Source organism: Saccharibacillus sp. JS10 (assembly GCF_024436065.1).
Lineage (GTDB): Bacteria > Bacillota > Bacilli > Paenibacillales > Paenibacillaceae > Saccharibacillus.
In genome coordinates this window covers 55,977-80,748 of record NZ_JANFNS010000002.1, presented here as the reverse complement: position 1 = coordinate 80,748, position 24,772 = coordinate 55,977, and the positions used below count along the sequence as shown (strand labels likewise).

18 protein-coding genes are annotated in these 24,772 nt (G+C 46.9%); 2 read left to right on the top strand and 16 right to left on the bottom strand.

Translation table 11 applies throughout. The features are described from left to right. Window positions 1–32: 32 nt before the first annotated feature. The 6 genes from NOM90_RS05855 to NOM90_RS05830 form a co-directional block, all read right to left on the bottom strand. On the bottom strand, window positions 33–1,253 hold the full coding sequence (locus NOM90_RS05855; RefSeq protein ID WP_255940662.1) for an FAD-dependent monooxygenase: 1,221 nt from the start codon (window positions 1,251–1,253) through the stop codon (window positions 33–35). Between the two features lie 103 nt (window positions 1,254–1,356). Next, window positions 1,357–2,226 (bottom strand): cation diffusion facilitator family transporter, encoded by an 870-nt coding sequence (locus NOM90_RS05850; RefSeq protein WP_305120937.1) that lies wholly within the window; start codon window positions 2,224–2,226, stop codon window positions 1,357–1,359. Window positions 2,227–2,457: 231 nt separating this feature from the next. Further along, the gene (locus tag NOM90_RS05845; RefSeq protein WP_255940661.1) at window positions 2,458–4,170 is read right to left on the bottom strand and encodes a methyl-accepting chemotaxis protein; all 1,713 of its coding nucleotides are present in this window, start codon (window positions 4,168–4,170) and stop codon (window positions 2,458–2,460) included. A 100-nt stretch (window positions 4,171–4,270) separates the two neighbouring features. Continuing rightward, the gene (locus NOM90_RS05840) at window positions 4,271–5,644 is read right to left on the bottom strand and encodes an amino acid permease (protein ID WP_255940659.1); all 1,374 of its coding nucleotides are present in this window, start codon (window positions 5,642–5,644) and stop codon (window positions 4,271–4,273) included. A 292-nt stretch (window positions 5,645–5,936) separates the two neighbouring features. Beyond that, the gene (locus NOM90_RS05835; RefSeq protein WP_255940657.1) at window positions 5,937–7,151 is read right to left on the bottom strand and encodes a Bcr/CflA family efflux MFS transporter; all 1,215 of its coding nucleotides are present in this window, start codon (window positions 7,149–7,151) and stop codon (window positions 5,937–5,939) included. A gap of 180 nt (window positions 7,152–7,331) precedes the next feature. Beyond that, on the bottom strand, window positions 7,332–8,639 hold the full coding sequence (locus NOM90_RS05830; RefSeq protein WP_255940655.1) for a hypothetical protein: 1,308 nt from the start codon (window positions 8,637–8,639) through the stop codon (window positions 7,332–7,334). Between the two features lie 210 nt (window positions 8,640–8,849). On the opposite strand from NOM90_RS05830, the gene NOM90_RS05825 reads away from it, so the two are divergent. After that, complete coding sequence (locus NOM90_RS05825; protein WP_255940653.1) at window positions 8,850–9,056, top strand: DUF2536 family protein; 207 nt, start codon at window positions 8,850–8,852, stop codon at window positions 9,054–9,056. A 68-nt stretch (window positions 9,057–9,124) separates the two neighbouring features. On the opposite strand, the gene NOM90_RS05820 is transcribed toward NOM90_RS05825, so the two are convergent. The 5 genes from NOM90_RS05820 to NOM90_RS05800 all read right to left on the bottom strand — a co-directional run bounded on the left by NOM90_RS05820 (window position 9,125) and on the right by NOM90_RS05800 (window position 18,087). Beyond that, window positions 9,125–10,462, bottom strand: a complete 1,338-nt coding sequence (locus NOM90_RS05820) for a voltage-gated chloride channel family protein (RefSeq protein WP_255940652.1) — start codon at window positions 10,460–10,462, stop codon at window positions 9,125–9,127. Continuing rightward, window positions 10,459–11,025, bottom strand: a complete 567-nt coding sequence (locus NOM90_RS05815; protein WP_255940650.1) for an SF0329 family protein — start codon at window positions 11,023–11,025, stop codon at window positions 10,459–10,461. Before NOM90_RS05815 ends, NOM90_RS05820 begins: the two co-directional genes overlap by 4 nt. Before the next feature lie 147 nt (window positions 11,026–11,172). Continuing rightward, a complete protein-coding gene (locus NOM90_RS05810) occupies window positions 11,173–14,808 on the bottom strand; it encodes an S-layer homology domain-containing protein (protein ID WP_255940649.1) in 3,636 nt (1,211 codons plus the stop codon). A 434-nt stretch (window positions 14,809–15,242) separates the two neighbouring features. Beyond that, window positions 15,243–15,938 (bottom strand): response regulator transcription factor, encoded by a 696-nt coding sequence (locus NOM90_RS05805; RefSeq protein ID WP_255940648.1) that lies wholly within the window; start codon window positions 15,936–15,938, stop codon window positions 15,243–15,245. 1 nt (window position 15,939) lies between these two features. Then, the gene (locus NOM90_RS05800) at window positions 15,940–18,087 is read right to left on the bottom strand and encodes a 7TM diverse intracellular signaling domain-containing protein (protein ID WP_255940647.1); all 2,148 of its coding nucleotides are present in this window, start codon (window positions 18,085–18,087) and stop codon (window positions 15,940–15,942) included. A gap of 301 nt (window positions 18,088–18,388) precedes the next feature. On the opposite strand from NOM90_RS05800, the gene NOM90_RS05795 reads away from it, so the two are divergent. Then, the gene (locus tag NOM90_RS05795; protein WP_255940646.1) at window positions 18,389–18,760 is read left to right on the top strand and encodes a hypothetical protein; all 372 of its coding nucleotides are present in this window, start codon (window positions 18,389–18,391) and stop codon (window positions 18,758–18,760) included. Window positions 18,761–19,004: 244 nt separating this feature from the next. On the opposite strand, the gene NOM90_RS05790 is transcribed toward NOM90_RS05795, so the two are convergent. The 5 genes from NOM90_RS05790 to NOM90_RS05770 form a co-directional block, all read right to left on the bottom strand. Beyond that, complete coding sequence (locus NOM90_RS05790) at window positions 19,005–20,288, bottom strand: ABC transporter substrate-binding protein (RefSeq protein ID WP_255940644.1); 1,284 nt, start codon at window positions 20,286–20,288, stop codon at window positions 19,005–19,007. Between the two features lie 35 nt (window positions 20,289–20,323). Next, window positions 20,324–21,151 carry a carbohydrate ABC transporter permease gene (locus tag NOM90_RS05785; protein WP_255940642.1) on the bottom strand — a complete coding sequence of 276 codons (828 nt, stop codon included), beginning with the start codon at window positions 21,149–21,151 and terminating at the stop codon, window positions 20,324–20,326. Between the two features lie 3 nt (window positions 21,152–21,154). After that, window positions 21,155–22,039 (bottom strand): carbohydrate ABC transporter permease, encoded by an 885-nt coding sequence (locus NOM90_RS05780; RefSeq protein WP_255940640.1) that lies wholly within the window; start codon window positions 22,037–22,039, stop codon window positions 21,155–21,157. A gap of 329 nt (window positions 22,040–22,368) precedes the next feature. After that, window positions 22,369–23,586, bottom strand: coding sequence for a glycoside hydrolase family 130 protein (locus NOM90_RS05775; protein WP_255940639.1), 1,218 nt, complete (start codon window positions 23,584–23,586; stop codon window positions 22,369–22,371). A 17-nt stretch (window positions 23,587–23,603) separates the two neighbouring features. Beyond that, complete coding sequence (locus tag NOM90_RS05770) at window positions 23,604–24,767, bottom strand: glycoside hydrolase family 130 protein (RefSeq protein ID WP_370866588.1); 1,164 nt, start codon at window positions 24,765–24,767, stop codon at window positions 23,604–23,606. Between the last annotated feature and the right edge of the window lie 5 nt (window positions 24,768–24,772).

Here is a 24,772-nt window from a genome sequence, read left to right as displayed (position 1 = left end):
TTTGATGAATATAAGTTCTATTGTTGAGACGATTACACGGTCACTTTTTCTTTGGCTATAATCATCTCCGGAAGTTGTTGCTTCGACCTCGCGACGTGACCGATTCGAGCCGCCAATTTACGAAACGGAGCCAAGCTTGCGATTCGAATCATCGTCTGCATCGTACTAACCCCGACTTTGCTTTGCGGATAAAATAGATTGGGTGCGCCCGGCGGCAAGCTTTGCGAGTCTTCGATTATAGGTCGCATCCAGTCTTCGTAGTTTTTTAAAGCAGACTTGATACTTCCCGGTTCATGAACCGAAGCTTGAGATAAAAATGCGGCGAGCACATATCCGCCGATCAACGCTAACGAAGAACCGCCGCCGCCCAAAGGTGTTACGCACCAAGCGGCATCTCCGGTTACGCATACGGCGCCTTTTGACCATGTAGACATCATGATCTGCGTCAAATAGTCGAAATACACATCTTCAGAGTTCGCAAATCCATCCAATACTCGCTCTGCTTCCCAGCCTGCATCTGCGAACATTTCTCGCAATTCAGATTGTGCTTGCGTCACCGGAATCGCAGCAAGGTTAAGATCGTCACTGCTAAAAGCAAGCATTGCACGAATACTACCTTGATTATCAGGACGGAGCGAAACTTGACGCCGCTCTGTCGCGGTGTACCAACGCCACCAATCATCGTCTTGTGAAGATCGAGGTATCGTGCCGTAGGCAATATTTAAACGAAGTTCCTTTCGAGATACTTCATGATGAAAGACTTTATCGCGTGTTTTCGAGCGAACTCCCTCAGCAATAATCAGCAAATCCCAAGTTTCGATATTGCCGGAATGCAAAGTCACGTCGACTTGTTCCCCGCGTTCATTCACATTCTCGATCCAATCGCTGTAACGAAGTTCAACCTGATCTGGCAATGCTTCAAGCACGATACGTGCCAGATCGCCGCGCAAAATCTCTAGCTCTGCCGTCATTCCGTCGGAATCTTCAACCGGGAAAGCACCTACTTTTTTTCCTTTTTCATTTACAAATACGGTTCCTTTTTCAGTCGTCGTATTTGCGCGCACTTGATCTTCGAGCCCCATTTTTCTCAGTACTTCGCGTCCGGTTCCTCGAACGTCGATATTTTGCCCACCGTCGCGAAATGCTTCAGCACGTTCCAGCACGGTAACGTCCCACCCGGCTTGGCTTAACCAAAATGCGGTACTCAAACCTGCAATACTTCCTCCAGAGATCAAGGCTTTCGGATTTCCCATCGGATACTTTCCTCCTTCAAATAGGCAGTCTATGATTGCTTAATCTTTACCCGTCCTCTTGAAGCTGAAACGAAAAAACCGCTGCACTGAGTTTGCTTTGATGTTATTCCGCAGGCTCCACATGCACGCTGACGAAATAAATCGAATGATTCTCTTTCATTTCGGCTTCGACCCGATCCGCAATATCATGACCTTCTACGATATTCAGATCGCGCGGAACTTCAATCGTCACGTCTAACACAGTCTGACTTCCATTTACTCGCGCCTTGATTTCGCGAACAGATTCTACCCCTTCCACATTTGCAATCGCTTGTCGAATTTCATCCAACTCTTTTTCGTCAAAACCGTCTGTCAACCGATGCAGCGATTCACTCAAGATCTCCCATGCTGTTTTACAAATGATTAGCCCGACGACAAAAGCCGTCACAACATCTAACCACGGCATCCCGAACTGCGAACCGAGAATCCCGATTGCCGCACCGATACTGACGAGCGCATCGGACAAATTATCTTTTGCCGCCGCCATCAAAGCTTGGCTGTTTGTTTTGATCGACAGGTCGCGATTGTATCGATAGACGCCGTACATCACAATTGCCGAACCCAAAGCGACAGCCGCTACCCAAGCTTGCGGCGCTTCTTCCGTACCGCTCGCAAGCGATTGAGCCGCTCCGACCAACACTTCCAGACCGATAAAAGCCATAATGACGGACGCGATCAATGCCGCAACCGTTTCGGCGCGAAAATGCCCATACGCATGGTCGTGATCCGGCGGTTTCCGCGAAATGCGCAGCCCGATCAATACCGCGATCGAAGCCACGATGTCTGTCAAATTATTTAAGCCGTCTGCTCTTAGAGCGCTAGAAAAAAACACATAGCCGATCGTAAGCTTAACCGCAGACAGCACGATATACGCGATAATACTGACCCAAGCTCCGCGTTCGCCTTCTTTGATTTTTTCGTATACATCCACCATGAGAGTAGGTGCCTCCAAGTCGCTGATTTCCTGAACGTTGTTCATCATAACAAGCGAGTTTGCAGTGGGTCTACAGCAACATTATAGCCGTAGGGGAACGTTGTATGCCTAGTGAAATAGTCTAACCTGGACCAAACTTTGTTGACCATAGGCAAGAACGATATAGAGCTTACAAAAAAGAGATACCTTGGCGGCATCTCTTTTTCAACATTCGATTGATCCTCTGAAGTCTTACAGTTTGAATTTCTCTACCGAACGTGCCAACGTTTCAACGCCTTGTTTAGACGATTGAATGCCGCCGAGTACATCGGATGCGTTTTCTGCGGTCAATCCTGCTTTTTCCGCAATTGTACCGGTTCCGCTTGCGCCTTCTTTTGCGGACATTGCGATTTCATTTGTTGCTTTGACCAATGTTTCCATCGAAGCCAACAACTGTTCCGTTGTCGCGCTCAAATCTGTGGAAGAAGCTTCAGTCTCATCTGCGCTTGCCGCATACTCTTCCGAAGCACGCAGCATAAGTGCGTAATCTTTTTGAACACTCGCTGCAAAAAACTGAAGCAGACTTTCGGAGTTGCTTTTCAGGCTGCCTACCGAATTCAGCACAGCTCCTGTCACTTCTTGAATTTCATCAGCAGCGGTTTTGGAATCTTCCGCTAATTTGCGAATTTCGGCAGCCACGACGGCAAACCCGCGTCCAGCTTCACCCGCTCTAGCCGCTTCAATCGACGCATTCAGCGATAACAGATTCGTTTGCGCCGTGATTTGCAGAATCGATTCCGCAAGCAACGTAATCCGTTCGACCGCACGCGATTCTTCCATCGCTTGCTCCAGATTGCTTTTTACGGACTCATACGAAGCATTTCCTGCTTGATACGATTGTTGGAATGTCGATTTCAATTCGGATGCACGAATACTGAGTTGTTCCGACGAACGAGCGCCTTCTTGAGCTTTCAGCGCGATCGATTCCAGCGCTCTACCGATCTCCGACGAAGTCTCGCTCATTCCCCGAGTAGACGAAGAAGTCTGCTCCATTCCTGCCGATAATTGCTGCGTCGTTGCCGAGATTTCTTGCACGCTATCGTCGAGATTCGCCATGCGTCCCGACACATTGTCCATAACTTCCTGAATATCGCGGCTTTCGCGTTGTACGTCTTCGATAATTTCACGGAAAGCTTTGCGAGCTTCTGCTTCTGAACGGATCAACAAAGCAAATTCGTCTTTTTCACTTAAAAAGTGTTCGTAAGAATCGTCGTACTTAAGATCCAGTTCCGCGGTTTTGCGAATCAAACTGACTGCAACATCCGTACGTTTGCGTACATTACGAATTACGATAATGCCGACGATTGCGGAAATCAGTAGCGATACGCCAAGCCCAATCCAAATGATATATTCCAGTTGCTGTTGATAAGCCCGGCTTTCCGCAATTACATCATTGCTGTACGTATCCAGAATTTCTTCGATCTGATTGATTTTGTCGCGAGCAGTATCGAAAGCTTCCATCGTTCCGCTTGTTTTCCATGTGTCGAAACTATTTTCGAATTCATCGAACAATTGGAACGCTGTTTGCCCGGATTCTGGATGTTTGTATTCTTCGAATCTTTCTGGGTGCGCTTTCATGATGTCTTCTGCTTTACCCACTCGTTCTGCTGTCTGAGCAACGTTTTCTTCGTAATCGGCTTTGATGTCTGTTAAAGCTTGCCCGGATGCGGCTGCCATCGATTGCTGATCGGTTAAGGCTTGATAAAAATCGCGATCTGCGTTCAGCAGCCAAGCTACGCTTTGATGTGCTTCGTTATAGAGACGATCAATCAAACGATCCGACAATTGGGAGACCATTGCGACCGACAACGTTGCAAGCAATACCAACGCCAGCAAAGGAGCAATCAGAGGAAGCAACATTTTGAATTTCAGTGGCATATTATTAAAACGGATCCATTTGAACATTTCAAAAACCACCTTTCCGAATAAAAAATAATCTTATCCTATTTATCGTCAAAATCCGACAAATATGAATAAGATTATTTTCCTGGTTTTTATGAGTATTTTAGTTTTTAAAAGTATTCGATGTTTTTTTGCCGATCCCAAATACGTAATAGATCACGAACATAATCAAAATAAACGCCGCACCGACCATAAGCGGAACACGCGTATCTGTGTTAATCGCCATCCCCACTAACACCAGCAGCAAAAAGACGATAACGAAATAATTGGCTGCCGGGAAAAATAACGATTTAAACGGATGCTGCTTGATCTGCTCGCCTTGCTGGCGACGGAAACGGAATTGACCGATTGCCATCGCAAACCACGGAATCATGCCTGGTAAAATACTCGCGCTATAAATGTATAAGAACAGCTTAGAGTCAGGCATCAGGTAGTTGAGTACGACGCCGATCAAAAGCAGTGCGATCGTCGTCATGATGCTATTGCGCGGTACGCCGCTTTTTGAAATTTTGCCGAAAAACTTCGGCGCTTGACCGTTCTCAGCCAGTGTAAACAACATACGCCCTGCACTGTAAATGCCGCTGTTACAGCCGGACATCGCTGCGGTTAACACAACAAAGTTGATGATTCCTGCCGCCGCTACAATTCCGACTTTAGCAAACGTCAATACGAACGGACTACCGGTAACGCCTACTTCGTTCCACGGATAGATCGTGACAATGACGAAAATCGCTCCGACGTAGAAGACGAGTATCCGCCATACGATATTTTTGATCGCACGTTTTAATGTCACTTGCGGATTCTCCGCTTCGCCCGCTGTAATGCCGATCATTTCGATCCCTTGATACGCCGCCGTGACAATACATAAGGCGAACAAGAAACCTTTTAACCCGCCTGCAAAAAATCCGCCATGCGCATATAGATGCTGGAATCCGATCGGAACTCCGCCGTTGCCCCATCCGAAAAAGATTAGCCCCGTACCGAGAATTAGCATCGCGACAATCGCGACAACTTTAATCATCGCAAACCAAAATTCGAATTCTCCGTAAAATTTGACGGCTGCCATATTTGCTGCCGCGATAATCCCTACGCCAACCAATGCCGGAATCCATTGCGGAATATCCGGGTACCAGTATCCGAAATAAATTCCGATTGCCGTAACTTCGGACATCCCGACCGTCACCCATAAAAACCAATAGCTCCAAGCTGTTAAATATCCAGCGACCGGATGAATATATTGATGCGCAAAAGTGGCGAAAGATCCGGTTACCGGTTCGGCAATCAACATCTCTCCCATAATTCGCATCACCAAAAACATAACAAGTCCCGCCAGCATGTACGCCAGCAATACCGAAGGCCCTGCCCACTGTATCGTACTGGAAGACCCCATGAACAGACCGACTCCGATTGTTCCTCCCAAAGCAATCAGCTCGATATGACGAGCTTTTAATCCTCTACTTAATTGTGTTTGTTCCATCTTCTTGCCTCCAAGTCTTTCTCATTGTTTCATCTTGCGGTAAAGCGTCGCAGAATCGCATTAGCAAATTTTATGCTAAGCTTTTCAAAAAAACAACCAATATTATCATGCCTTTCACACCGCTATGATAGGTAGATAAGACAATTGTCCGCACTGAAAAGACAAACGTTCAAAGCAAAAGAAAAGAAATCAAGCTTCAAATCAAAACATTCAACACCTATGTCTCGTTAAAAAAGACAAAAAAAACTTCTACATAGACCGAAGTCCGTGCAGAAGTTTAGTCGTAAACCGTCTAAGAAGCAGATATTTGCTCTTTTTCCGAACGCGTTAAAATAAAGAAGGCCGCCGCGCCAAGCAGCGCAGTCACGAACAAGATCGCTCCCATCGGAACCGGCGTGCTCTCATCTAATCCAACCAGCGGCGATACAATCGAACCAATTAATAGCGGGAACAACCCAAGTACGGCACTCGCACTTCCCGCGCGATGACCTTGACGTGCAATCGCCAGTGTAAAAGTACTCGTCGCGGTAATCCCGATCGTAACCATGTAGATAAATAACGGAACGACAATCGTAAACAGCGGCCCTTGCACGATGGTCGCAATCAGCATAAGCAACGTCGCAGACGATGCGATAATCACGCCGATTCGCAGCAAACTGCGTTCAGGTACAAAGTGGCTAAAACGTCCAATAATAAAACTACCTGCGATAATCGCAATACCGTTGATCCCAAACAATATGCTGAACGTTTGAGGCGATACACCGTAGATCTCCTGATAAACGAAAGGTGTACCCGATACATACGCGAAGCTGCCGCCGTGAATAAAACCAAGCGTTAGGGCATAACCCATAAACGAACGGTCTTTCATCAGACTGCCCATCGTACGGAGCGAATGACCGATCGAACTGGGTTGTCTTTTTTCGGGCAGCAGCGTTTCTTTGAGTCTAAATCCAACAATCATTAAGATAGCAAAACCGAACAAACCGAGTACGTAAAAAATCGTATGCCAACTTGATCCGGGCAGCAGCAATACGGCTCCGCCGATGATCGGCGCAAGTAACGGCGCGACCGCGTTAATGACCATCAGAAGCGAGAAAAATTGGGTCAATTCTCTGCCGCTGAATACATCGCGTACTACGGCTCTGGATAAGACAATACCGCCGGAAGCCGTTAAGCCTTGCAAAAAGCGAGCCGCAATCAGCATTTCGATACTTGTCGATAACGCACACATCACCGAAGATGCAGCAAATAATAGAAGCGAAATCAGCAGCGGACCTCTTCGTCCGCGTGCGTCGCTGATCGGGCCGACGATAATCTGACCGATTGCCAGACCAATTAAACAAGCGGTAAGGCTGAGTTGTACCAGCGAGGCTTGCGCGCCAAGATCAGCAGAAATACCGGGGAAACTCGGCAAGTACATATCGATGTTGAGCGGACCGAGTATGCCAAGCGTGGACAATAACAGAGCGAGACCCAATCGCTCGCGTCCTGTAGGGTTATGCAGCATAGCTAAAAAGTTCTCCTTTTCCCTCTATCCAATGGATATTCATAAAAAGAATTGTATAAGTCATGGAAGAGACTGTCAACGACACATGTCCTTTTGGAATGGCAAGGTAACGACAAAAAACCTGAAAGTCTATGAGACTTTCAGGTTTTTAATGATGGGTACATATATACAATAAAAATTCTATTTGAAAATTCCGCCGACTAAATCTCCTACGCCTGGGTTTGAACCATTGTTTCCGGTACCGCTAGATGGCGGCGGCGTAGTCCCACCACTTCCCGTTCCGCTGCTCGGCGGCGGTGTCGTTCCACCGCTTCCCGTTCCACTGCTTGGTGGCGGTGTCGTTTCTCCGCTTCCTGTTCCGCTGCTTGGTGGCGGCGTCGTGTCTCCGCTTCCCGTTCCGCTGCTTGGTGGCGGCGTCGTGTCTCCGCTTCCCGTTCCGCTGCTTGGTGGCGGTGTGGTTTCTCCGCTTCCGGTTCCGCTGCTTGGTGGCGGCGTAGTTTCTTCGCTTCCCGTTCCGCTGCTCGGTGGCGGCGTAGTCCCACCACTTCCCGTTCCGCTGCTCGGCGGCGGTGTCGTTCCACCGCTTCCCGTTCCGCTGCTTGGTGGCGGTGTCGTTTCTCCGCTTCCCGTTCCGCTGCTCGGTGGCGGCGTGGTTTCTTCGCTTCCTATTCCGCTGCTCGGTGGCGGCGTGGTTTCTTCGCTTCCTGTTCCGCTGCTTGGTGGCGGTGTCGTTTCTCCGCTTCCCGTTCCGCTGCTCGGTGGCGGCGTGGTTTCTTCGCTTCCTGTTCCGCTACTTGGCGAAGGTGTGATGTTAATCGGTGGCTGAGACGGCAAAGGTGTTGTGCCGGTATTGCCTTGAACCGGCTCCTGCGGCGCGTTTTGCGGCGATTCCGTCTCGGCAGTTCCTGTATTCCCAAAAGATTTCTTGTTCAAAGACTCGATATACCGAGTATACGAATCTTTGCTAATCTCCAGCTTCAATTGGTGAAGCTTGGACGAAATCATCATCCGTTCTTCGTCTGCACGAACTTGAAATCCTCGTTTCACCAAACCTTTGATCGTTTCTTCATAATTATCTTTGGTAATCGCCAGTTGGCTATTTGCGCCAAGTTGACTATAAATACTTTCGACCATCAAATCATGTTCAGCTTTTGCATCATCTTGTTGAACTTGCTGCTGCTGATCAAATAACACTTTCAGATCTTTTTCCCGTGTTTCTTTTACTTTGTCTTCTTTGTGATACGTTTCTTTCTTTTCTAACTTATGCTGCTGCTCAAGTTGATGTTGTTGCTTTGCTTCACGTTCTTTTCGATCTTTGATCTTTTGCTCTTTGGATTTCTCGGCTTGTATTTGAGGGTCGGTATTATCCGATTTTGCAGGTAAAACAGTCGGTTCGCTTGAAGCGGCGCTGTCTACATTCTTGGGATCAGCATAACTTCGAGTATAACTAAAAGTAGATGCGTAATCAGGGCTTGAATTAATATTCATCAGTCATCTTCCTTTCTCAAAAATGAACAGCGCCGTCATCTCACTGCTTCATGTAGTGAGAATTTACTACTTTGTTACTAGGTATTCAAGGGTATTAGGGCATGGTTTTATTGGGTTCATCTTTCTTCATGATAAAGCTTCGAGTCCCTTTGTTTTCGCGCTATACTGAAGTTAACGAATAATCATACATAGATAAAGGAGGTTATATCAATGGGGATTATCTTAGATAACATGCAAGATAAAGTAGAGTGTCTACAATCCTATGATTTTCGTGAATTGGAACGCTTGATTGAAGAGCGGATGGAAATCAATAAAGCGCTCATGCTTCGGGTCAAAAATGTCCAACATCAGGTAACGTTCGATCCTGTCCGCAACAAGATGATGTATAGCGTCGTTTTGCATTTTACGGGACAATAAAAGAGACATCAAAAAACGAGCTTCGCGATAACGCGAAGCTCGTTTTTTGATACTCGCCGCATTTCCAATCAGTTGTCCCGATCGGATTGCTCGTCCTTTTTCACTTCGTTAAGTTGTCGAAGCTTTTTGGCTGCCGCTAAAGTCGTTCCTTCCGGAACCTTCCAACGATGGCTTTTCGGAACTCCGATCCGTTGAGACGTGTAGATCCCGCTATGCCCCGAAAACAGGTAGCTGACGATACACGCGATAAACAGATATACCGCCGCTTGCGAACCGAATAACTCGATTCCCATGACGAAGCACGCGATCGGCGTATTGGTCGCTCCGCAAAATACCGCAATAAATCCAAGCGCCGCCAAAAATGGAGCGTATATGCCAAGCCACCCTGCTAATGTATGTCCCATCGTAGCTCCGATCGCGAACAGTGGCGTGACTTCCCCGCCTTGAAAGCCTGCACCTAGAGTCACCGAAGTAAACAATAATTTCCCGATAAAAGCAAACGGCGATACTTCGCCTTCAAAAGACTGCTGAATCAACGGAAGCCCCAGCCCCAGATAATCTCGCGTTCCCGTAAAGGCTACAAGCGCAATAATGATCAGACCGCCGACGGCGCTTTTCAGCATCGGATTTTTGAACAAAAAGGTAAAGCCGCGCTTAAGCGCATGAGTCAGTTCGCTAAAGAGTAAGCTGACTAGACCAAATAAGATCGAAGCGATCACGACCTTCAGGACAATGGACATCTGAACAGACGGCACATTGCCAATCGTGTAATGGATATGATGCGCTCCCCAGAACCGAGTCGCGATTAAATCTCCTACGAAACTTGCGGTAAAACAGGGCAGTAACGCTCGGTGGCTAATCAATCCGATTGCGAGTACTTCCAATCCGAAGATCGTACCTGCAAGCGGCGTACCGAAAATCGATCCAAATCCTCCGCTAATCCCGCACATCAACAATATTTTACGATCAGCCGCATTGATTTTGATCCGTTCACCCAACCATTCCGCGAGACTTCCACCCATCTGCACCGCTGTACCTTCACGTCCGGCAGAACCGCCGAATAAATGCGTGACCAAGGTTCCGAATAGCACAAGCGGAGCCATACGAAGCGGGATTTTTTCTTGCCCGTCCGCGATTTGCTCCAAGATTAGATTATTTCCTTTGGCACTATTGCGACCGAATTTGAGATACAGATAACTGACCAACGCTCCGCCGAGCGGCAACAAAAACAAAAGCCAGCCATGCTTCATGCGAAGATCGGTTACGGCATCCAGACTATGAAGAAAAAAAGCGGATGCTGTACCTGCAAGCACGCCGACGGCTCCACCGAGCATAATCCATTTAACAAACGTACTCCACAACGCGATATGACTACTTCGCTGCAAAGCTTGGATCCAGCGACTCATGCGTCCCGGCGCAGTTCGTAAAAGTATTGGACAATCGGATGCTTGAGCTTCATCGCTTCGGACATATTCAAAATCCGCTTTTTGCCTACGCGGCGATCCATCAAAGCCAGAATGTTCAACAGAATATCGGAGCTTTCGATGCTCGTTTCAATCGGCGTCGTCAAAAACTTGTTGGCGTCTTTGGCAAAATTGGATTTGGTGAGCGCCGCTTGCACGTTCATCATCTCTTTGGCATGTTCGGAAGCTTTGCGACTGCGCGCCATGATTTTAAGCCGGTCTTCGGGGATCGGGCCTTTGGCGCTTTTACGAACGGCTTCGATGTCTTCCGACTTGACCGGGATATACAGCTCGGGATCATTTTTGATCTCTATCTCGCTTTGGAACCATCGAATCGGATTGTTTTTGTCGCTCATATTGAGGATGTTTTTTTTATCGACAGAAATATGGCAAGTGCCGGATTTATCAAGTAGGTAACGGTAGCTGGTCGCCTGGTATTCGACTCGGCTACTCAGTGACGGAGCTAGAAAACTTTCCAATTGTTGTTGCAATTTACTCCAGGACATAAGGGTCCTCCTATTCCTATACCATCCATTTAAAAGGTGCTTGTACAAAGAATCATTATATCGGCTTTACACAGGAACGACCAGCGATTAATAGAAAAAAGAGACGCAATTGGTTGCGTCTCTTTTTAAATCATTAGAGATTATCGATTATTGACTTGAAGCGGCTTCGATATTGCCAAAAGCCCAATACGAAGGAGATACGTCTATCCAAGAAGATTTGACGCTGCTAGTGATCGGCGAGCGATCAAATACGCGGTTCAGCACAGTAACCGCTTCGGCGCGAGTCATCGTTTGCGATGGACGGTACATGCCGTCTGCGTAGCCGGTAATCAGCGAAGCTTGACGCGCAGACTGGATCGCGGAAGACGCCCAATGACCGGATGGCACATCCGAGAATGACGCATTTGTAGAGCCATCATTTTGCAGACCTTTCAATCGGCTAGCAATCGCTGCCATCTCGGCACGCGTTACGGCTGCATTCGGACGGAATTTCCCTTGAGCATCGCCGATCAGATAACCACTTTGATTGACATAAGCGATTGCTCCTGCCGCCCAGTGCGTATAAGCAACATCTGAGAATCCACTGTTATCAACAAATGCAGTCTTGTCATACCCGAGCAACGCAGCCACCATGACCGCGAGCTGTGCGCGCGTAACAGAAGCATTTGGACGGAATGTTCCGTCTGCATAGCCTTGAATGTACGCGCTGTTTCCTTCTGTGGAAGCAGGATTCTCACTCGAAGTTCCACCACCGTCGATCGAACTGATTAACTCTTGCAAATTGCCGCCTTTCCAGCTCAAAATCGTGAACGTACTGAACTTATCGACGTCGAATTCAAGACCTACTTTCACATCATCGTATTTGACGATTTTACCACGAAGCAGTTCCCGATCTTGGTCGCTATGTTCGATATAAATCGCCAACGAGTTTAAAAAAGCTTGCTGCTGGATCGGATTGCTTGGCAACTCTGCGCTTGGAATCGGCATTCTCAAAGTTACCTTTTGATTTTGGAGATTCGTGTCGATTTCTATCGGTCTACCGATTAACGATGGAGTTAGTCCTGCACGGCTTGAAGCTTCGCGAACCAAATTTTCACCGGTTACGCGGCGTAAAGCTTCGGCACGCTTGTCTGCGTCTTTGATCGCAACTATGTTAAAGTACAACTCTTGACTTACTCCGGAAAGCGAATTGGATGGAATCGCAATCTGCACATCGCGAGCTACAATCTCCAGATTTTTGCTACGTGCCGCCATTTCTTGCAACGAACTCACTGGCAACTTCATATGGGTTCGAATCACTTCGTCCAAAACATCCGGCAATATGATCCGCACCGTCGATTCTTCACTCGCCGCTGCTTGATCAACCGCTTCCTTGGCTTGAGTCGGACTCAACGTAACCGAATCGATTGCGCCTTGGGCTGTTTTTGTACGTTCCACAATCGTTTTGGTCACGACTCGGTTGCTGCCGCCCAGATCGATATTGACTTCGATACGTTCAGTCGGATTTAGAGGCGCCGGCGTTAGGATAAACGATGAACCGTTGCCGGAACCGCCTGGTGCAGGTGTCGGTGTCGGTGGATTGGTCGGCTTAGGTTCTTCCGCCCGTGTTACATCCAATGTATAGGTCTCCAACGTAACTTCGTCTTGCGCAGACACTTTTACGGTGATCTTATTACTGCCTACATTCAACTTAACGGGAACTCCCGAAGCTTCTGTAACGAGAATATCGTTTACACGCACAGTAGCTCCGCTATTCTGCACTTGTGGCGTTACTTTTAGTTCAGAGATTTTATAATCAACGGATGCCTTGTAGTTTTTTTCGTTAGGCGAAAACTCAGGATCAAGTTGACCTGCGCTTACCTGCAGCCCTTCAAGCAGAGCATTATTCGAAGGTTCTTCAGTCTTCACCGTGACGGTATAAATGACTTTCGAACCATCCAATGCGGTTACGGTATAGTCGATCGGGCTTGTGAAATTTTGCGGCGTTCCGTTTGCGGGCGATACCGATGCGCCGCTATGCAAGAAAGCCGGAACCAGCGCCGTCAGATCGGTTCCGTAAGGTACGGTTGCTGTGATCGTTTTATCCTCTTCGTTGATGACGCCATTCACGATCGGAGACAAAGCTACGAATTGGAAACCTAACGCTTGTTTGGATGGGCTTTGAGCCACGGTAACCGTCACGGTATACGTTGCGCTCGCGCCGCTTTCCGCATATACGTTATAGTCAACCGGGCTGCTGAAATCTGTAGCCATACCGTCAATCGGGGAGATACTTTGCCCATCATACACGATTGTAGGAACTAGCTTGGTCACGTCCGTTCCATAAGGAACGACAACGTTGACCGTTTTTTCTGTTTCGTTCACGACTCCAATCGCGGCAGAGGTAAGTCCCGCAAATTCGAATTCATTCAACGTTCTCGTATTATCGGCTACTAGGATACCTGCCGTACTGCCTACGCTGTTTAATGTCGTATCCAGTTTTTTTCCGGCTACAGTCTGGATTTGCTGAGGATTAATTAACACTAGCGCATAGATTGTAATCCCGTTTAGATCAAGGTCACCTTTCAAAACGGTATATCGGAATGTGAGAGCATCCGTTCCGTTTCCCGATACATAATAAGCTTTTACTACTTTTCCGCCTATGTCTAAGCTCAGATAAGGCGTTCCGTTTATCGTGCTAACATCAACGGCTCGGCTTAAATTCAAAGTGAAATCGAGATTATCTCCAGCCGAATAGGTTGCGTTTGCCGGAACAGCCAAGCTATTCACCACAAGATCCGCGGTATCAATCGTGACAACTTTCACTCCAGAAGCAACGCTGTATTGACCTGGAGAATTTGAAGCTACAGCTCTAATATTGTGATCGCCATCGATCAGCAGCGAAGATTTGATGACCCAATCTCCTGAAGAAGTGGCTATACCCTGTCCTAAACCTTCGCCGTTATCGAATATTCCGTCGCTGTTCAGGTCGTCAAATAAATAAACAGTCGAATTTGCAGCGGCGGTGCCTGCAAAAGTAGGTTGTTTTTGCATCGTAATTCCGTCAGATGCCGATGCACCCGTATCGTCCGCAGTTGATAGCATAGGTGTCGAAGGCGCCGGCGGAATTGGAGGAGTCGTATCTGTAACCGTGATTTTGAACTCCTGCTGCGTACCGCTATCGAATTTAAGGATCAAATCAGTGGAACCTGTAGATTGAGCAGATAAAAATTCTTTTTTGATCGTTAACGTCGAACCGGAAAGCGTATAGAATGATGTAGAAATAGGGGAACCTGAAAACTCAACCGAGGTAAGGGTATAACCGTTTGTCGTTAACGTTGTGGAAACGTCAGACTGTTGAGCAGGATTTTTATCGAAACTTGCCGTGGTTGGATTGATTGTAGGATCAGCGGCTGGAAAGGTAAGTAAGGTCATTTCGGTAGAGCTAGTTGGTCCGAACGAATTTTCGGCTACCGCCGAAACGTAGTAGGTGGAACCTGGTCGCAAACCTGTCAACGTAGCCGATACGGGTACGGAACTCGAACCTGAAGGTACGATTACATCGGCTACCTTTTCATTGCCATAGCTGTTCGTCAAACCATACTTGAACTTCACGTTTGTCGTCGCTCCGTTAGCGCTGACTTTAGTTGAAACCGACGCAGTCGTTGCCGATGTAGCGTAAGCCGAGTTTGAATTATTGTCGATCGAAGGCGGTCCATCAGAAGCCGCACTTGCAAAAGGCAACGCCAATTGACTCAATAAAGCAAAAATCATTAAAACGCGAATAGACAAACTTTTTCTCACTAATAACCCTCTCCTTTTTGTGTACACCCGTTGTCTATCGCCATCATATAAGCAGAGTAGAATGACAAGCAAGCAGAATTTTTTATTTTGGAATACATATTTAATTACGTCTACTAATCAGCGAAATAGAAGCTTGCGTAGCGGACTACGAAACATTTTTCATAAACATTGCCCTAGACGCAAAACAAGTGACCCGGTTCGGATCACTTGTTTTATCGAACTAGGCTTACTTGAAATTTGGGGGAGACGAAGCGGGGAGTAGGAGAATTCAAAATTCGTTTTCCTGCACGAAGTGTATCACGCCACACCTGCCTTTTACGGATTACAAAGAAAACTTTAAGTAAGCCTTTAAGTCTTGACAACCAGCCCAATGCTGCAAAAACCAGACGCAAAAAAGCGGTATAGAGATCCTTATCCCTACACCGCCATTTCCTTTATGAAGACTGATTTTCAATCACGAGCATATATCCGCTTCCCCGTACCGTCACAATCAATTCGGGATGCGCCGGATCAACCTCGATTTTTTTGCGTAAGTTGCTGATATGAACGGCGACCGTGCGCGTATCTTCCAGACTCTCCATGCCCCAAATAATCTGGAACAACGTATCGACTCCGATCACGCGATTGACGTTTTGCGCCATATAAGACAGCAGGCTAAATTCTTTTTTCGATAAAAAAACAGAAGTGTCGCCCATGTTCACGGACTGCGTGTAATAATCTAGCGTCAAGCCCGGCAATTCCAATAGCTGTTCTTTTCTCCCGCTGGATACACGGCGCAGATGGGCTTTGATTTTCGCCATCAATACACCCGGGCTAAAAGGCTTCGTGACATAGTCGTCCCCGCCGTAAGTCAGCGCGCTAATCTTGATTTCGTCCTCATCTTGGCTACTCAAAAACACGATCGGCGCATCGGTAAACTGACGGGCTTGCTTGCACCAATCGATCCCGTTTTCATTCGCAAGCAACACGTCGAGCACGATCAAGTCCGGTTCAAAAGATTTCAGCAATTGGATCGCTTCGGCTCCTTGGTGGCTGTAGGCGGTTGTAAATCCTTCTTTTTCGCAATACACTTCGACTATTTCGCAAATATGCGGATCATCATCGACGATCATGATTTTGTGCGCATCCATCTCAAGCATCCCTTCCTTCATCGTTGATGCAAGGCAGCGTCACATAGAATGTAGCGCCCCTGCTGCCATCGCTTTCCGCCCGAACATTGCCTCCGTGACCCAGTATGATCTCGCGGCAAATCGCAAGCCCTAGCCCGCTTCCTTGCACGCCTTTTTCCATACCCGGCTGATCATATCTGTAATTACGGTTGAAGATTTGTTCCAATTGGTCCGGCGGAATTCCTGTTCCCGAATCTTCGATGCCGATGATCGCGAAGTAGGCTTCATTCCTCTGCTCCATCTGCAAGCTCATCCGTATAGTTCCGCCTCTAGCCGTGAACTTCATCGCGTTCGATATGAGGTTAAATAAAGCTTGATCCAGTCTTTGCGTATCGATCGCGGCAATTGCCGAACCTGCTCCGTAATCCTGCGTATCTGCTATGTCCAAAACGAAATCCAGTCCCGCATCCCGCACGACCAGTTCATATTGTTCAAAAAAATGGCGTAAAAACTTCTTCACCGACACCTGTTCCAGGCGATAAGACACTTGCCCCGTTTCCAAATGCGATAAAAAAGACAATTCTTCGATCATGCGATTGATACGGATTGTATTTTCCCGAATATATTTGAGGTACCGTTCGTTGCGCTCTGGCTTCACATTGTCTTGCACCGCTTCCACATACCCGAGCATACTAGCAAGCGGCATCCGTAAATCGTGCGTAATATACGCCAGCAGCTTTTTGCGTCCTTGCTCGGAATGAAGAAGCTGATCGTAAGAATTGCGAAGATCATGATGCGCAGCCGATAGATCCTGCGTACGCTCCTCTACGGTCTGTTCCAAATTCATATTCATCTGGATCAGCTTTTCATTGACGACTTGCAGTTCGCTTGCGATCCGTTCTTCATTTGCCGCCGTGCGCGTAAATCTTGAAGAAAGCAAAATCATCTGCGCAATCGTAAATACGAGTAGCCCGAGCGGTGACGCATTTTCGATCAAAGATAAGCCATTGTAATATAAAAAGTCGTTCACAACAGTCACTAAAGTAATCACGGATGCCAATAAAAAGATCGACGTGCCATCTTGACCCCTTGCAGTTAACCGAATCAATCCAATCATCAGATAGATCATATGCGCAACGACGACTACACCGATCGGAAGCAGCAATTGCGTGTAGATCAATGCAGGCGTGACCAAAATAATCAAGCAACATACACTTGTGACGATTTGCGAACTCCGGCGGAACCATCTGGATACGTAGTTAGGAAAGATACTATCGAAGTACATCATGATGATCATTCCGCTGAGACTAAGGATTAGATATTCGATCTTGAATTGCATTTCCCAAGGAAACCGAGGCACCCACTGATTGAAAATCAGCTCTCCATTGAACAAAGAACGAATACCAAGCAGCACGGTGAATATGCCAAAATATAGCGGTGCCCGGTCTTTGCGTCTCAACACAAAGAGCAATAGATTATATAGACCTACGACAAGCAAGCTTGCTGTAATGAACATATCCATCGCTAGATTCAGATTCGTTTTGGTCGTCAGAAAGTCGCTTCCGCCAAGATCGATGCTTTTGGTGATTCCTCCTCGATGGTGATGAAAATTCGAGACTTGCATCACCAGTTCGATCGTGTCACTGCGCGGCTGTACAAATACGAATTTCGTTGACAGATGCGGCGTCATGCTTGCTTGATCTGTTCCCACCGTACCGACCTCTGCCAACAATTCGCCGTTCACCCATAACTTATAGGCATGAAAAATACTCGGAATCCGCAGCGCAAGACGCTCTTGTTGATCTTTGTCGCTCAGCTTTACAAGCAGCCGATATGTTCCATATCCGGTTCCGCGAAGAAGCTCTCCATCCCATTCTTCGCCTGACCATGAACCGGGAACATTGATCCAATGCCGATCGGTCTCCGGCAAATCACTTTTAAGTTCTTCAGGCGAAAGGAGCTGTTGCCAGTAGAATGCCCATTCCCCTGTTAACTTCTGAGGATTTTTCTCAAGTTCAACCTGCGTCAAGTCTAATATCCCTTCACGACTTTCGAACTTCGGCGAATCCAGCGCAGTCAACACCACATAACTCACAGCCAGTCCCCCGACAAGCGCTGCAAGCACATAAATCCACAATATTCGTGAACCTAACCTAACATTCCCCTTCATCAAACCACTCACTCCTATCGTTAAGAGCCAAGCCTATTAATGATTCAAATGATAGCATTGTTGGAGGCGATTGTGGCTGAATAATCTTGATTGCAAGAATGAAACTACTTTTTGGTTTTGGCTTGCGTCTATAAAAGTGAAGCAGAATCACTTTAGGCTGGACTTACAATTCTTCAACAGGTTATCAAGCTCCTCGATGGAGTCATACTACACGTTCTTCTGCTTTAGATATGGCTAACACTGTAGTGGCTAGCAACGGAGTAAATAATTACAATGGGACAGCCCTTACTCGCAAGAAGAAGTGATACAACTTACTGAAGATCATCAGACTTTGTCCAATCCCGATGTGAAGATCACGCCTGTCTACTATCTAACGCGATCTAAAAAGGTTCAGTTTGGACTCTCGTATAACAAACAAAAATACCATACTGATCCGATTAAACAGATTCCAGATCAAATCTTTCATGTGATTATAAAAACTCCAGACGGAAAATTATTCGAAACCAATACGTTCACCAAAACAACCGGAGTATTCGACGAGTTTCAACGAAGATCGATCGATGTAGATCTAGATCATCAAAAATCAATCACGGTCACCGTCTCTTTAGTCAAAAAAGACGGAGAGACTTTGACTCCTATTGAGTCCGCTAGTTTTGATGTAAACCTCGATTGATTTCAAAGCAAAAGAACAAAAAAACCACCCAAGCGGATAAACGCTTGGGTGGTTTTTTGTTAAAACTCTAACCTAACTGAAAGCAAGGAGACGGAGAGGTGAATTCATTGAAGGAATGGAATGTTCGCCTTTGAAATTGGGAAAATACAACTGAAAATTTAAATCTCTTTTCCCGATTTCAACAAGCGACCGAAACGAATTCCCCTCGAAGGCTGCTTGCTTTCTATCTCCACCCCGATAACTTTTACTTCATAACATCTTTTCTCGCCTTAGCCCAAGCTTTGTTGTATTTGTCCAATACACTTTGCGGATTGGACGCAAGCACAAACTCTTGCACCAAAGCTTCTTTTGTAATTTGAGCTTTATTCACGATATCTGTAGTTTTCGGATCATCTGCCGCAGCTTCGATATAGACAGGCTCATAACTGTTGAATTCGTTGAGTTGATCTACCGCAGGCTTTTTATCTTTCAACACAGGGATAAAGCCCGCATATTCATCGAACCCCGAATCTTCCAGCATCCATTTCACAAAAGCTTTAGCCGTAGCAATATTCTCGCTATTTTTGTTTACGCCATATGCCCAGTCAGGAGCCAGCGTAACATTGGTTTTGCCGGAGTTATCGTAAGGAAGCGGGAAAAATCCGATATTGTCCGACTCCGTACCGCTGTCGATCACCTGAGGAATCGCCCAGTTGCCCAGCATCGCCATCGCAAACTTACCGGTCGCGATATCTTTTTTGGACTGTTCCCAGTTGGTCGAATTGATATCCGGTTCCAGATACCCTTGTTGATTCATCTCGCGGATGATCGACATCGCTTGACCGTAAGCATTATCCATCGTGTAAGGTGTGTCCGTCTCGCTGCGCTTATTGTTCAACTGCGCGTCGTTCGCGATCGCTGTCGGCACTTCCGAAGACCACGGATACAGCGGCCATTGGTCTTTAAAGTTAGAAGCCAGCGGCACGATGCCTTTGTCTTTCAACTTTTTGGATGCCGCATAAAATTCGTCCAACGTACGCGGAACTTCTGTAATACCCGCGTCTTTAAATGCTTGTTTGTTATAGATGATGCCGGTTGTCGTGGCGCCTACCGAAATCCCGTACAGTTTATCTTCGTAAGATTTGAACTCTTTGAAATAAATCGAATCGGCAAGCCCCAAATCATCCAAAGGAGCAAAATATTTCGGCAGATCGGAGTTTGGAATCGTCGGGATCAATACAACGTCCGGGTAATCGCCTGAAGACATCCGAATCTTAGTCGTTTTATCCAAATCTGTGATCGCTTCAAACTGCACTTCGGCATTCGGATATTTTTCTTTAAAACGTTTTGCGTAATCGTCGTACACTTCGCCTACCATATCGGTACGGTTGGTCAAGAACGTGATCGTACCGATAATCTCGCCTCCGTTCGCGCTTGCATTCGTTCCGCCTTGCGCCGGCGCGTCAGCCGAATCTGTTTTACCGCCGCATCCTGCCAGCAGTGAGACTCCCATCAGCATTCCAAGCATATACCCTGTCACTTTTTTCATCATTTATCCTCCTTAAATTTAAGTCCCCTATTCGTCTAGCCTTTGACCGCGCCATTCGTGACGCCCGCAAAAATATATCGTTGAAGGAACAAATACAGCAGCACGGTAGGAATCATGATGATTAAGATCGTTGCGCAAATGTATCCCCATTGAGCTTGGTTGTTACTTGCAAAGCGCATGATCGACGTCGAGACCATGACTAAGTTCTGCTTGGGCATATAAAGGAACGGAATGTATAGCTCGTTATAGATATTGATCGTTTTTAAAATGACAAGGGTGACCGTCGCCGGACCGAGTAACGGCAAAATGATCGAGCGGTAAATCCGCAGCAGGCTTGCCCCGTCGATCATGGCGCTTTCGTCCAGCTCATACGGAATGTTGCGAATAAATTGCATATAGATCACGATCTGAAGCACGTCCGCTCCGACGAAAAGAACGATAGGCGCCATTAACGTATTGAACAATCCAAGCGACTGAATGAGCGAGAAAATCACGACCTGCGTCGTAATCGTAGGGATGATACTCGCGATCAAGAATAGAGCCATTATTAGGCGTTTCCCTCGAAAAGGAATTCTCCCGATTGCGTAAGACACCATCGTGCCGAACACGATATTTCCGATCAGCGATACTCCGATCACGAGAAACGTATTCCCGAATGCTTGAAGAATATGCGCTTTTTCAAATACGATACGGAAATTTTCAAAGTTCAAAAAGCTTGCCGGCAGCGCAAAAGGGCTTGAGTTTTCGTCGGTTGATTTGAACGCATTGAGCACGACCACATAGGGAGGGAACAGTACGACCAGACTCGCAATTGCGAGCAAAACGTATTTGATGACCTGAAGTAAATCCCATTTCTTCTTCATTTTTTAGTCCCTCCCTCTGCGCCGAAGCACTAGATTCTGTACGAGCAAAATCACAATCGTCAAACCTAGCAATACGATACTCATCGCGGACGCTAATCCGTAATTGTTGAACGTAAATGCGGTTTCGGTTGTTTTGAGCAAGAAAGTTTCACTCGCTCCAGCCGGGCCGCCTTTGGTCAGTACGAACGGAAGATCGAAGACCGCCAAAGCTCCGCTGAGCGTAAGGAACATATTGAGTTGAATCACGTTGCTCAGACTCGGTAGCGTCAAATGCCAGAACGACTGGAAGCGATTCGCTCCGTCGATCGTCGCGGCTTCGTACATATCGCCGGGAATCGATTGCAAAGCTCCGAGATAGATAATCATCGTGTAGCCGACATAACGCCACATACTGACCGACGCCAGCGAGAAGTTTACGAGCGAAGTCTCACCTAGCCAACTTTGCTGTAGGTTGTACAGACCCAAGTTGCCAAGCAGCGCATTCAATGAGCCGTTGTTCGTATCGAATACATACTGGAACATAAAAGCGACCGCTACGCCGTTCATGATGTACGGTACGAACAACAACACCCGGAACAAGTTGCGTCCTTTGATTCTGGAGTTCAAAATGACCGCAAACGTGATCGCGATAATATTTTGCAAAATGCCGCCTAGTACATAAGGAATCTGATGCAAAAATACACCGAATAGATCAGGGTTCGAAAAGATTTCTCGATAATTGTCTAATCCTAAAAACTCAACAGTCGAACTGATCCCGTCCCAATCGGTAAAACTAAGGTAAAGCAGCTTAGCCGCCGGATAGTAAGAGAACGTCCCGAGTAATAGTAGCGGAATAGCCAAAAATGCAATAAGAATGATTACTCTTTGTCTCTTGTACGAGCCACTCAAGGCACTACCTCCTGTTTCAAACCAGCGTACGATTTGCTTTGCCGGTTTCTTTACTGATTTGCGCAATAAGTTGAATTACATCCACTTACCACCTTTCGTTTTCTTTTTGAAAATAGACCCTTGAAGTTTGCTCAAATAGAAGTGGTATCGCTTACAAAACGAGTTTAACATAAGGAAATGTTTAATTCAACAAATAAGTTTATTTAATTAAACTTTATATTGAAACAAAATATTATTCGTTTAAAAATTTAATTTATTGTGACTAGACGTAAAAAAACCGAACTCCCACTGAGTTCGGTTTTAGCATGAAATTTAGTGTAAATAAAAATTTATAACAGTTTCCCAAAAGCATCATATTGACGTACATGTGCAACAAGATCGTTAAAGTTTACCCACGAAATACCGACTTTCTGATCGGCAGCTCCGTAGGACATAATCAGATCTTCGCCTTGTACAATGCCGCCTGTCGTGAACAGACACGGAGTCGGATAATCGGACGGCATTTCCCAATCGCGCTCTGCATACATCAGGCGATCCGGGCAGCGGTTCACGACAACGGGTAATTCATCGTCTTGTTCACGCACGATCAAAAAAGACTGCGTATAGCCAAACTCTACGTTTTTTTTGCCATGATAAGACACTAACCATTCTCCATCGCCTAGATCTAGCGGAGGCCAGCTTGCACCAATACGGTTATCTTCCCAATGGAACAAAGGTGCTGCCAACAATTTGTGGACGGCACGCGGCGATGCGAAATCTTCGATCTGATCGGCATAAGCGATATAAATCGAAGGTTTGCCCGCTAAATCTCCATCCGGAAAAGGCTCTACGTTCATCGGACGATGCAGCATCACGTAACGTTCCGCACCGTCGACAAGCATCCGTTTTGGGAACAGAAAGACGTCGCGGTTATCGCTCACATGCCCTTCGGTCAAAGGTCCCATATAATGAAAAGCACTCTCGTAACGCCCTGCTTTCAGTTCGTCCAGATCAAGCTTATACAGCACGGTAACGGTATCGTTCTCACGGCTCGTTTTGATAAAAGGATCTTCGTCGCTCTGTTCAAAAATCCATTCTGGTACGTATTCGAAGCGCGTCTCTACAGGCGGATCTTGATCGCTTAGCCAATAAGGCCCCGGCGAGAAAGGCCGACAAGCTACGGTCATATATAGCTCGTCTTCAATCGGAAAAATCCGCGGATCTTCGATACAACCGTTCGCATAGTTACGGACGCGGTTTCCGTGAATATCTGTCGTATATAGTTCGTCTTCTTCATACCCCATCGCCGGAGCTAACGCGGGACGAGAAAAATCCGCATCCCATGTATGACCGTTATCTTCGCTTTTGGCATATCCCAAAAAGATCGGGTACGGATCATGGCAACCTTCACGGCGTTTCTGATGCCACGGCCCTGTCGCGCGGAATAGCATATGGATTGTATCGGAACTCGGATCTTTGACAATCGCGGGATTTAACACCATTTTGTCTGCCCAGTCGCATCCGGCTACAGGTTCCAGTACCGGATGATCGAGATATCGAAATTGCATAAGTGTCGTAACCCTCCTTATTGTTTATGGTTTTTATTCGCAAGATAACTTAAATTATTTTCGATCAACGTACTTCGCTGCTGCACACACGCATAAGAACGTCCTGCATCTTCCGGTGTGTTTTTGACATAATCCACTAACTGATCGATTGTCGTCGTCGCCACATGACAGCGTGTATCCGAAGAAGCGTAATAAATGAACAATTTTCCGTCGCCGGCCGCGATCATGCCATTGCTGAACACCACATTCGATACATCGCCTACTCGTTCTTCGCCTTCGGGAGCAATCAGATGCCCGCCCGGAGTGTGTGTTTGTATCCACGGTTTGTGTAGATCCGTCATAAAGGCGTACAGCACATACCGCAGTCCCGCCGCTGTATTCCGTACGCCGTGCGCGATATGCAGCCAGCCGTCAGACGTTTTGATCGGTGCGGGGCCTTGCCCGTTTTTCACTTCTTTGATGGTGTGATACGCACGTTCGTCGATAATGATTTCTTCTTCGATCACAGCCGGCTCCATCAATTCGGATAATCCCCAACCGATCCCTCCGCCTGATCCCGTGTTAATAAATCCATCTTGCGGACGTGTGTAAAAAGCATACTTGCCGTCTACGAATTCTGGATGCAACACGACATTGCGCTGCTGAGCAGACTTCGTTTGTAAATCGGGCAATCTTTCCCACGTCTTCAGATCGGTTGTCCGTACAATGCCGCATTGCGCGATGGCACTGGAGAGATCGCCTGCGGGAGCTTCGGGGTCTTTGCGTTCCGTGCAAAAAAGCCCATAGATATAGTCGTCTTCGTGCTTAACCAATCGCATATCGTATACGTTAATATCAGGATCAGCCGTCTCAGGCAACGTGATAGGAAAATCCCAAAACGTAAATCCATCGACGCCGTTATCGCTTTCCGCAAGAGCAAAAAACGATTTGCGGTCGGCGCCTTCGACCCGTGCCACCAGATAAAACTTGCCGTCCAAATAAAGCGCCCCGGGATTGAACACACAGTTCACGCCCAAACGCTCCATAAAATAAGGGTTGGTTTCCGGGTTGAGATCATACTTCCAAGTCAGCGGGATATGCGCATTCGTGAGCACCGGATACTCATAACGTTGATAGATACCGTTTTCGGAAAACAAAGGAATGTTTTTGCGACCCACTACTTCTTCGTAGCGCGTCTTCATCTGCT

Bases quoted from the DNA above. Each gene is read 5' to 3' on its own strand.
- NOM90_RS05820 (WP_255940652.1), bottom strand. From the start codon at position 10,462: ATGAGTCGCTGGATCCAAGCTTTGCAGCGAAGTAGTCATATCGCGTTG.
- NOM90_RS05835 (WP_255940657.1), bottom strand. From the start codon at position 7,151: ATGCTGCATAACCCTACAGGACGCGAGCGATTGGGTCTCGCTCTGTTA.
- NOM90_RS05830 (WP_255940655.1), bottom strand. From the start codon at position 8,639: ATGAATATTAATTCAAGCCCTGATTACGCATCTACTTTTAGTTATACT.
- NOM90_RS05825 (WP_255940653.1), top strand. From the start codon at position 8,850: ATGGGGATTATCTTAGATAACATGCAAGATAAAGTAGAGTGTCTACAA.
- NOM90_RS05845 (WP_255940661.1), bottom strand. From the start codon at position 4,170: ATGTTCAAATGGATCCGTTTTAATAATATGCCACTGAAATTCAAAATG.
- NOM90_RS05850 (WP_305120937.1), bottom strand. From the start codon at position 2,226: ATGGTGGATGTATACGAAAAAATCAAAGAAGGCGAACGCGGAGCTTGG.
- NOM90_RS05790 (WP_255940644.1), bottom strand. From the start codon at position 20,288: ATGAAAAAAGTGACAGGGTATATGCTTGGAATGCTGATGGGAGTCTCA.
- NOM90_RS05815 (WP_255940650.1), bottom strand. From the start codon at position 11,025: ATGTCCTGGAGTAAATTGCAACAACAATTGGAAAGTTTTCTAGCTCCG.
- NOM90_RS05775 (WP_255940639.1), bottom strand. From the start codon at position 23,586: ATGCAATTTCGATATCTCGATCATCCGGTACTGGAACCTGTAGCCGGA.
- NOM90_RS05805 (WP_255940648.1), bottom strand. From the start codon at position 15,938: ATGGATGCGCACAAAATCATGATCGTCGATGATGATCCGCATATTTGC.
- NOM90_RS05770 (WP_370866588.1), bottom strand. From the start codon at position 24,767: ATGAAGACGCGCTACGAAGAAGTAGTGGGTCGCAAAAACATTCCTTTG.
- NOM90_RS05840 (WP_255940659.1), bottom strand. From the start codon at position 5,644: ATGGAACAAACACAATTAAGTAGAGGATTAAAAGCTCGTCATATCGAG.
- NOM90_RS05855 (WP_255940662.1), bottom strand. From the start codon at position 1,253: ATGGGAAATCCGAAAGCCTTGATCTCTGGAGGAAGTATTGCAGGTTTG.
- NOM90_RS05785 (WP_255940642.1), bottom strand. From the start codon at position 21,151: ATGAAGAAGAAATGGGATTTACTTCAGGTCATCAAATACGTTTTGCTC.
- NOM90_RS05800 (WP_255940647.1), bottom strand. From the start codon at position 18,087: ATGAAGGGGAATGTTAGGTTAGGTTCACGAATATTGTGGATTTATGTG.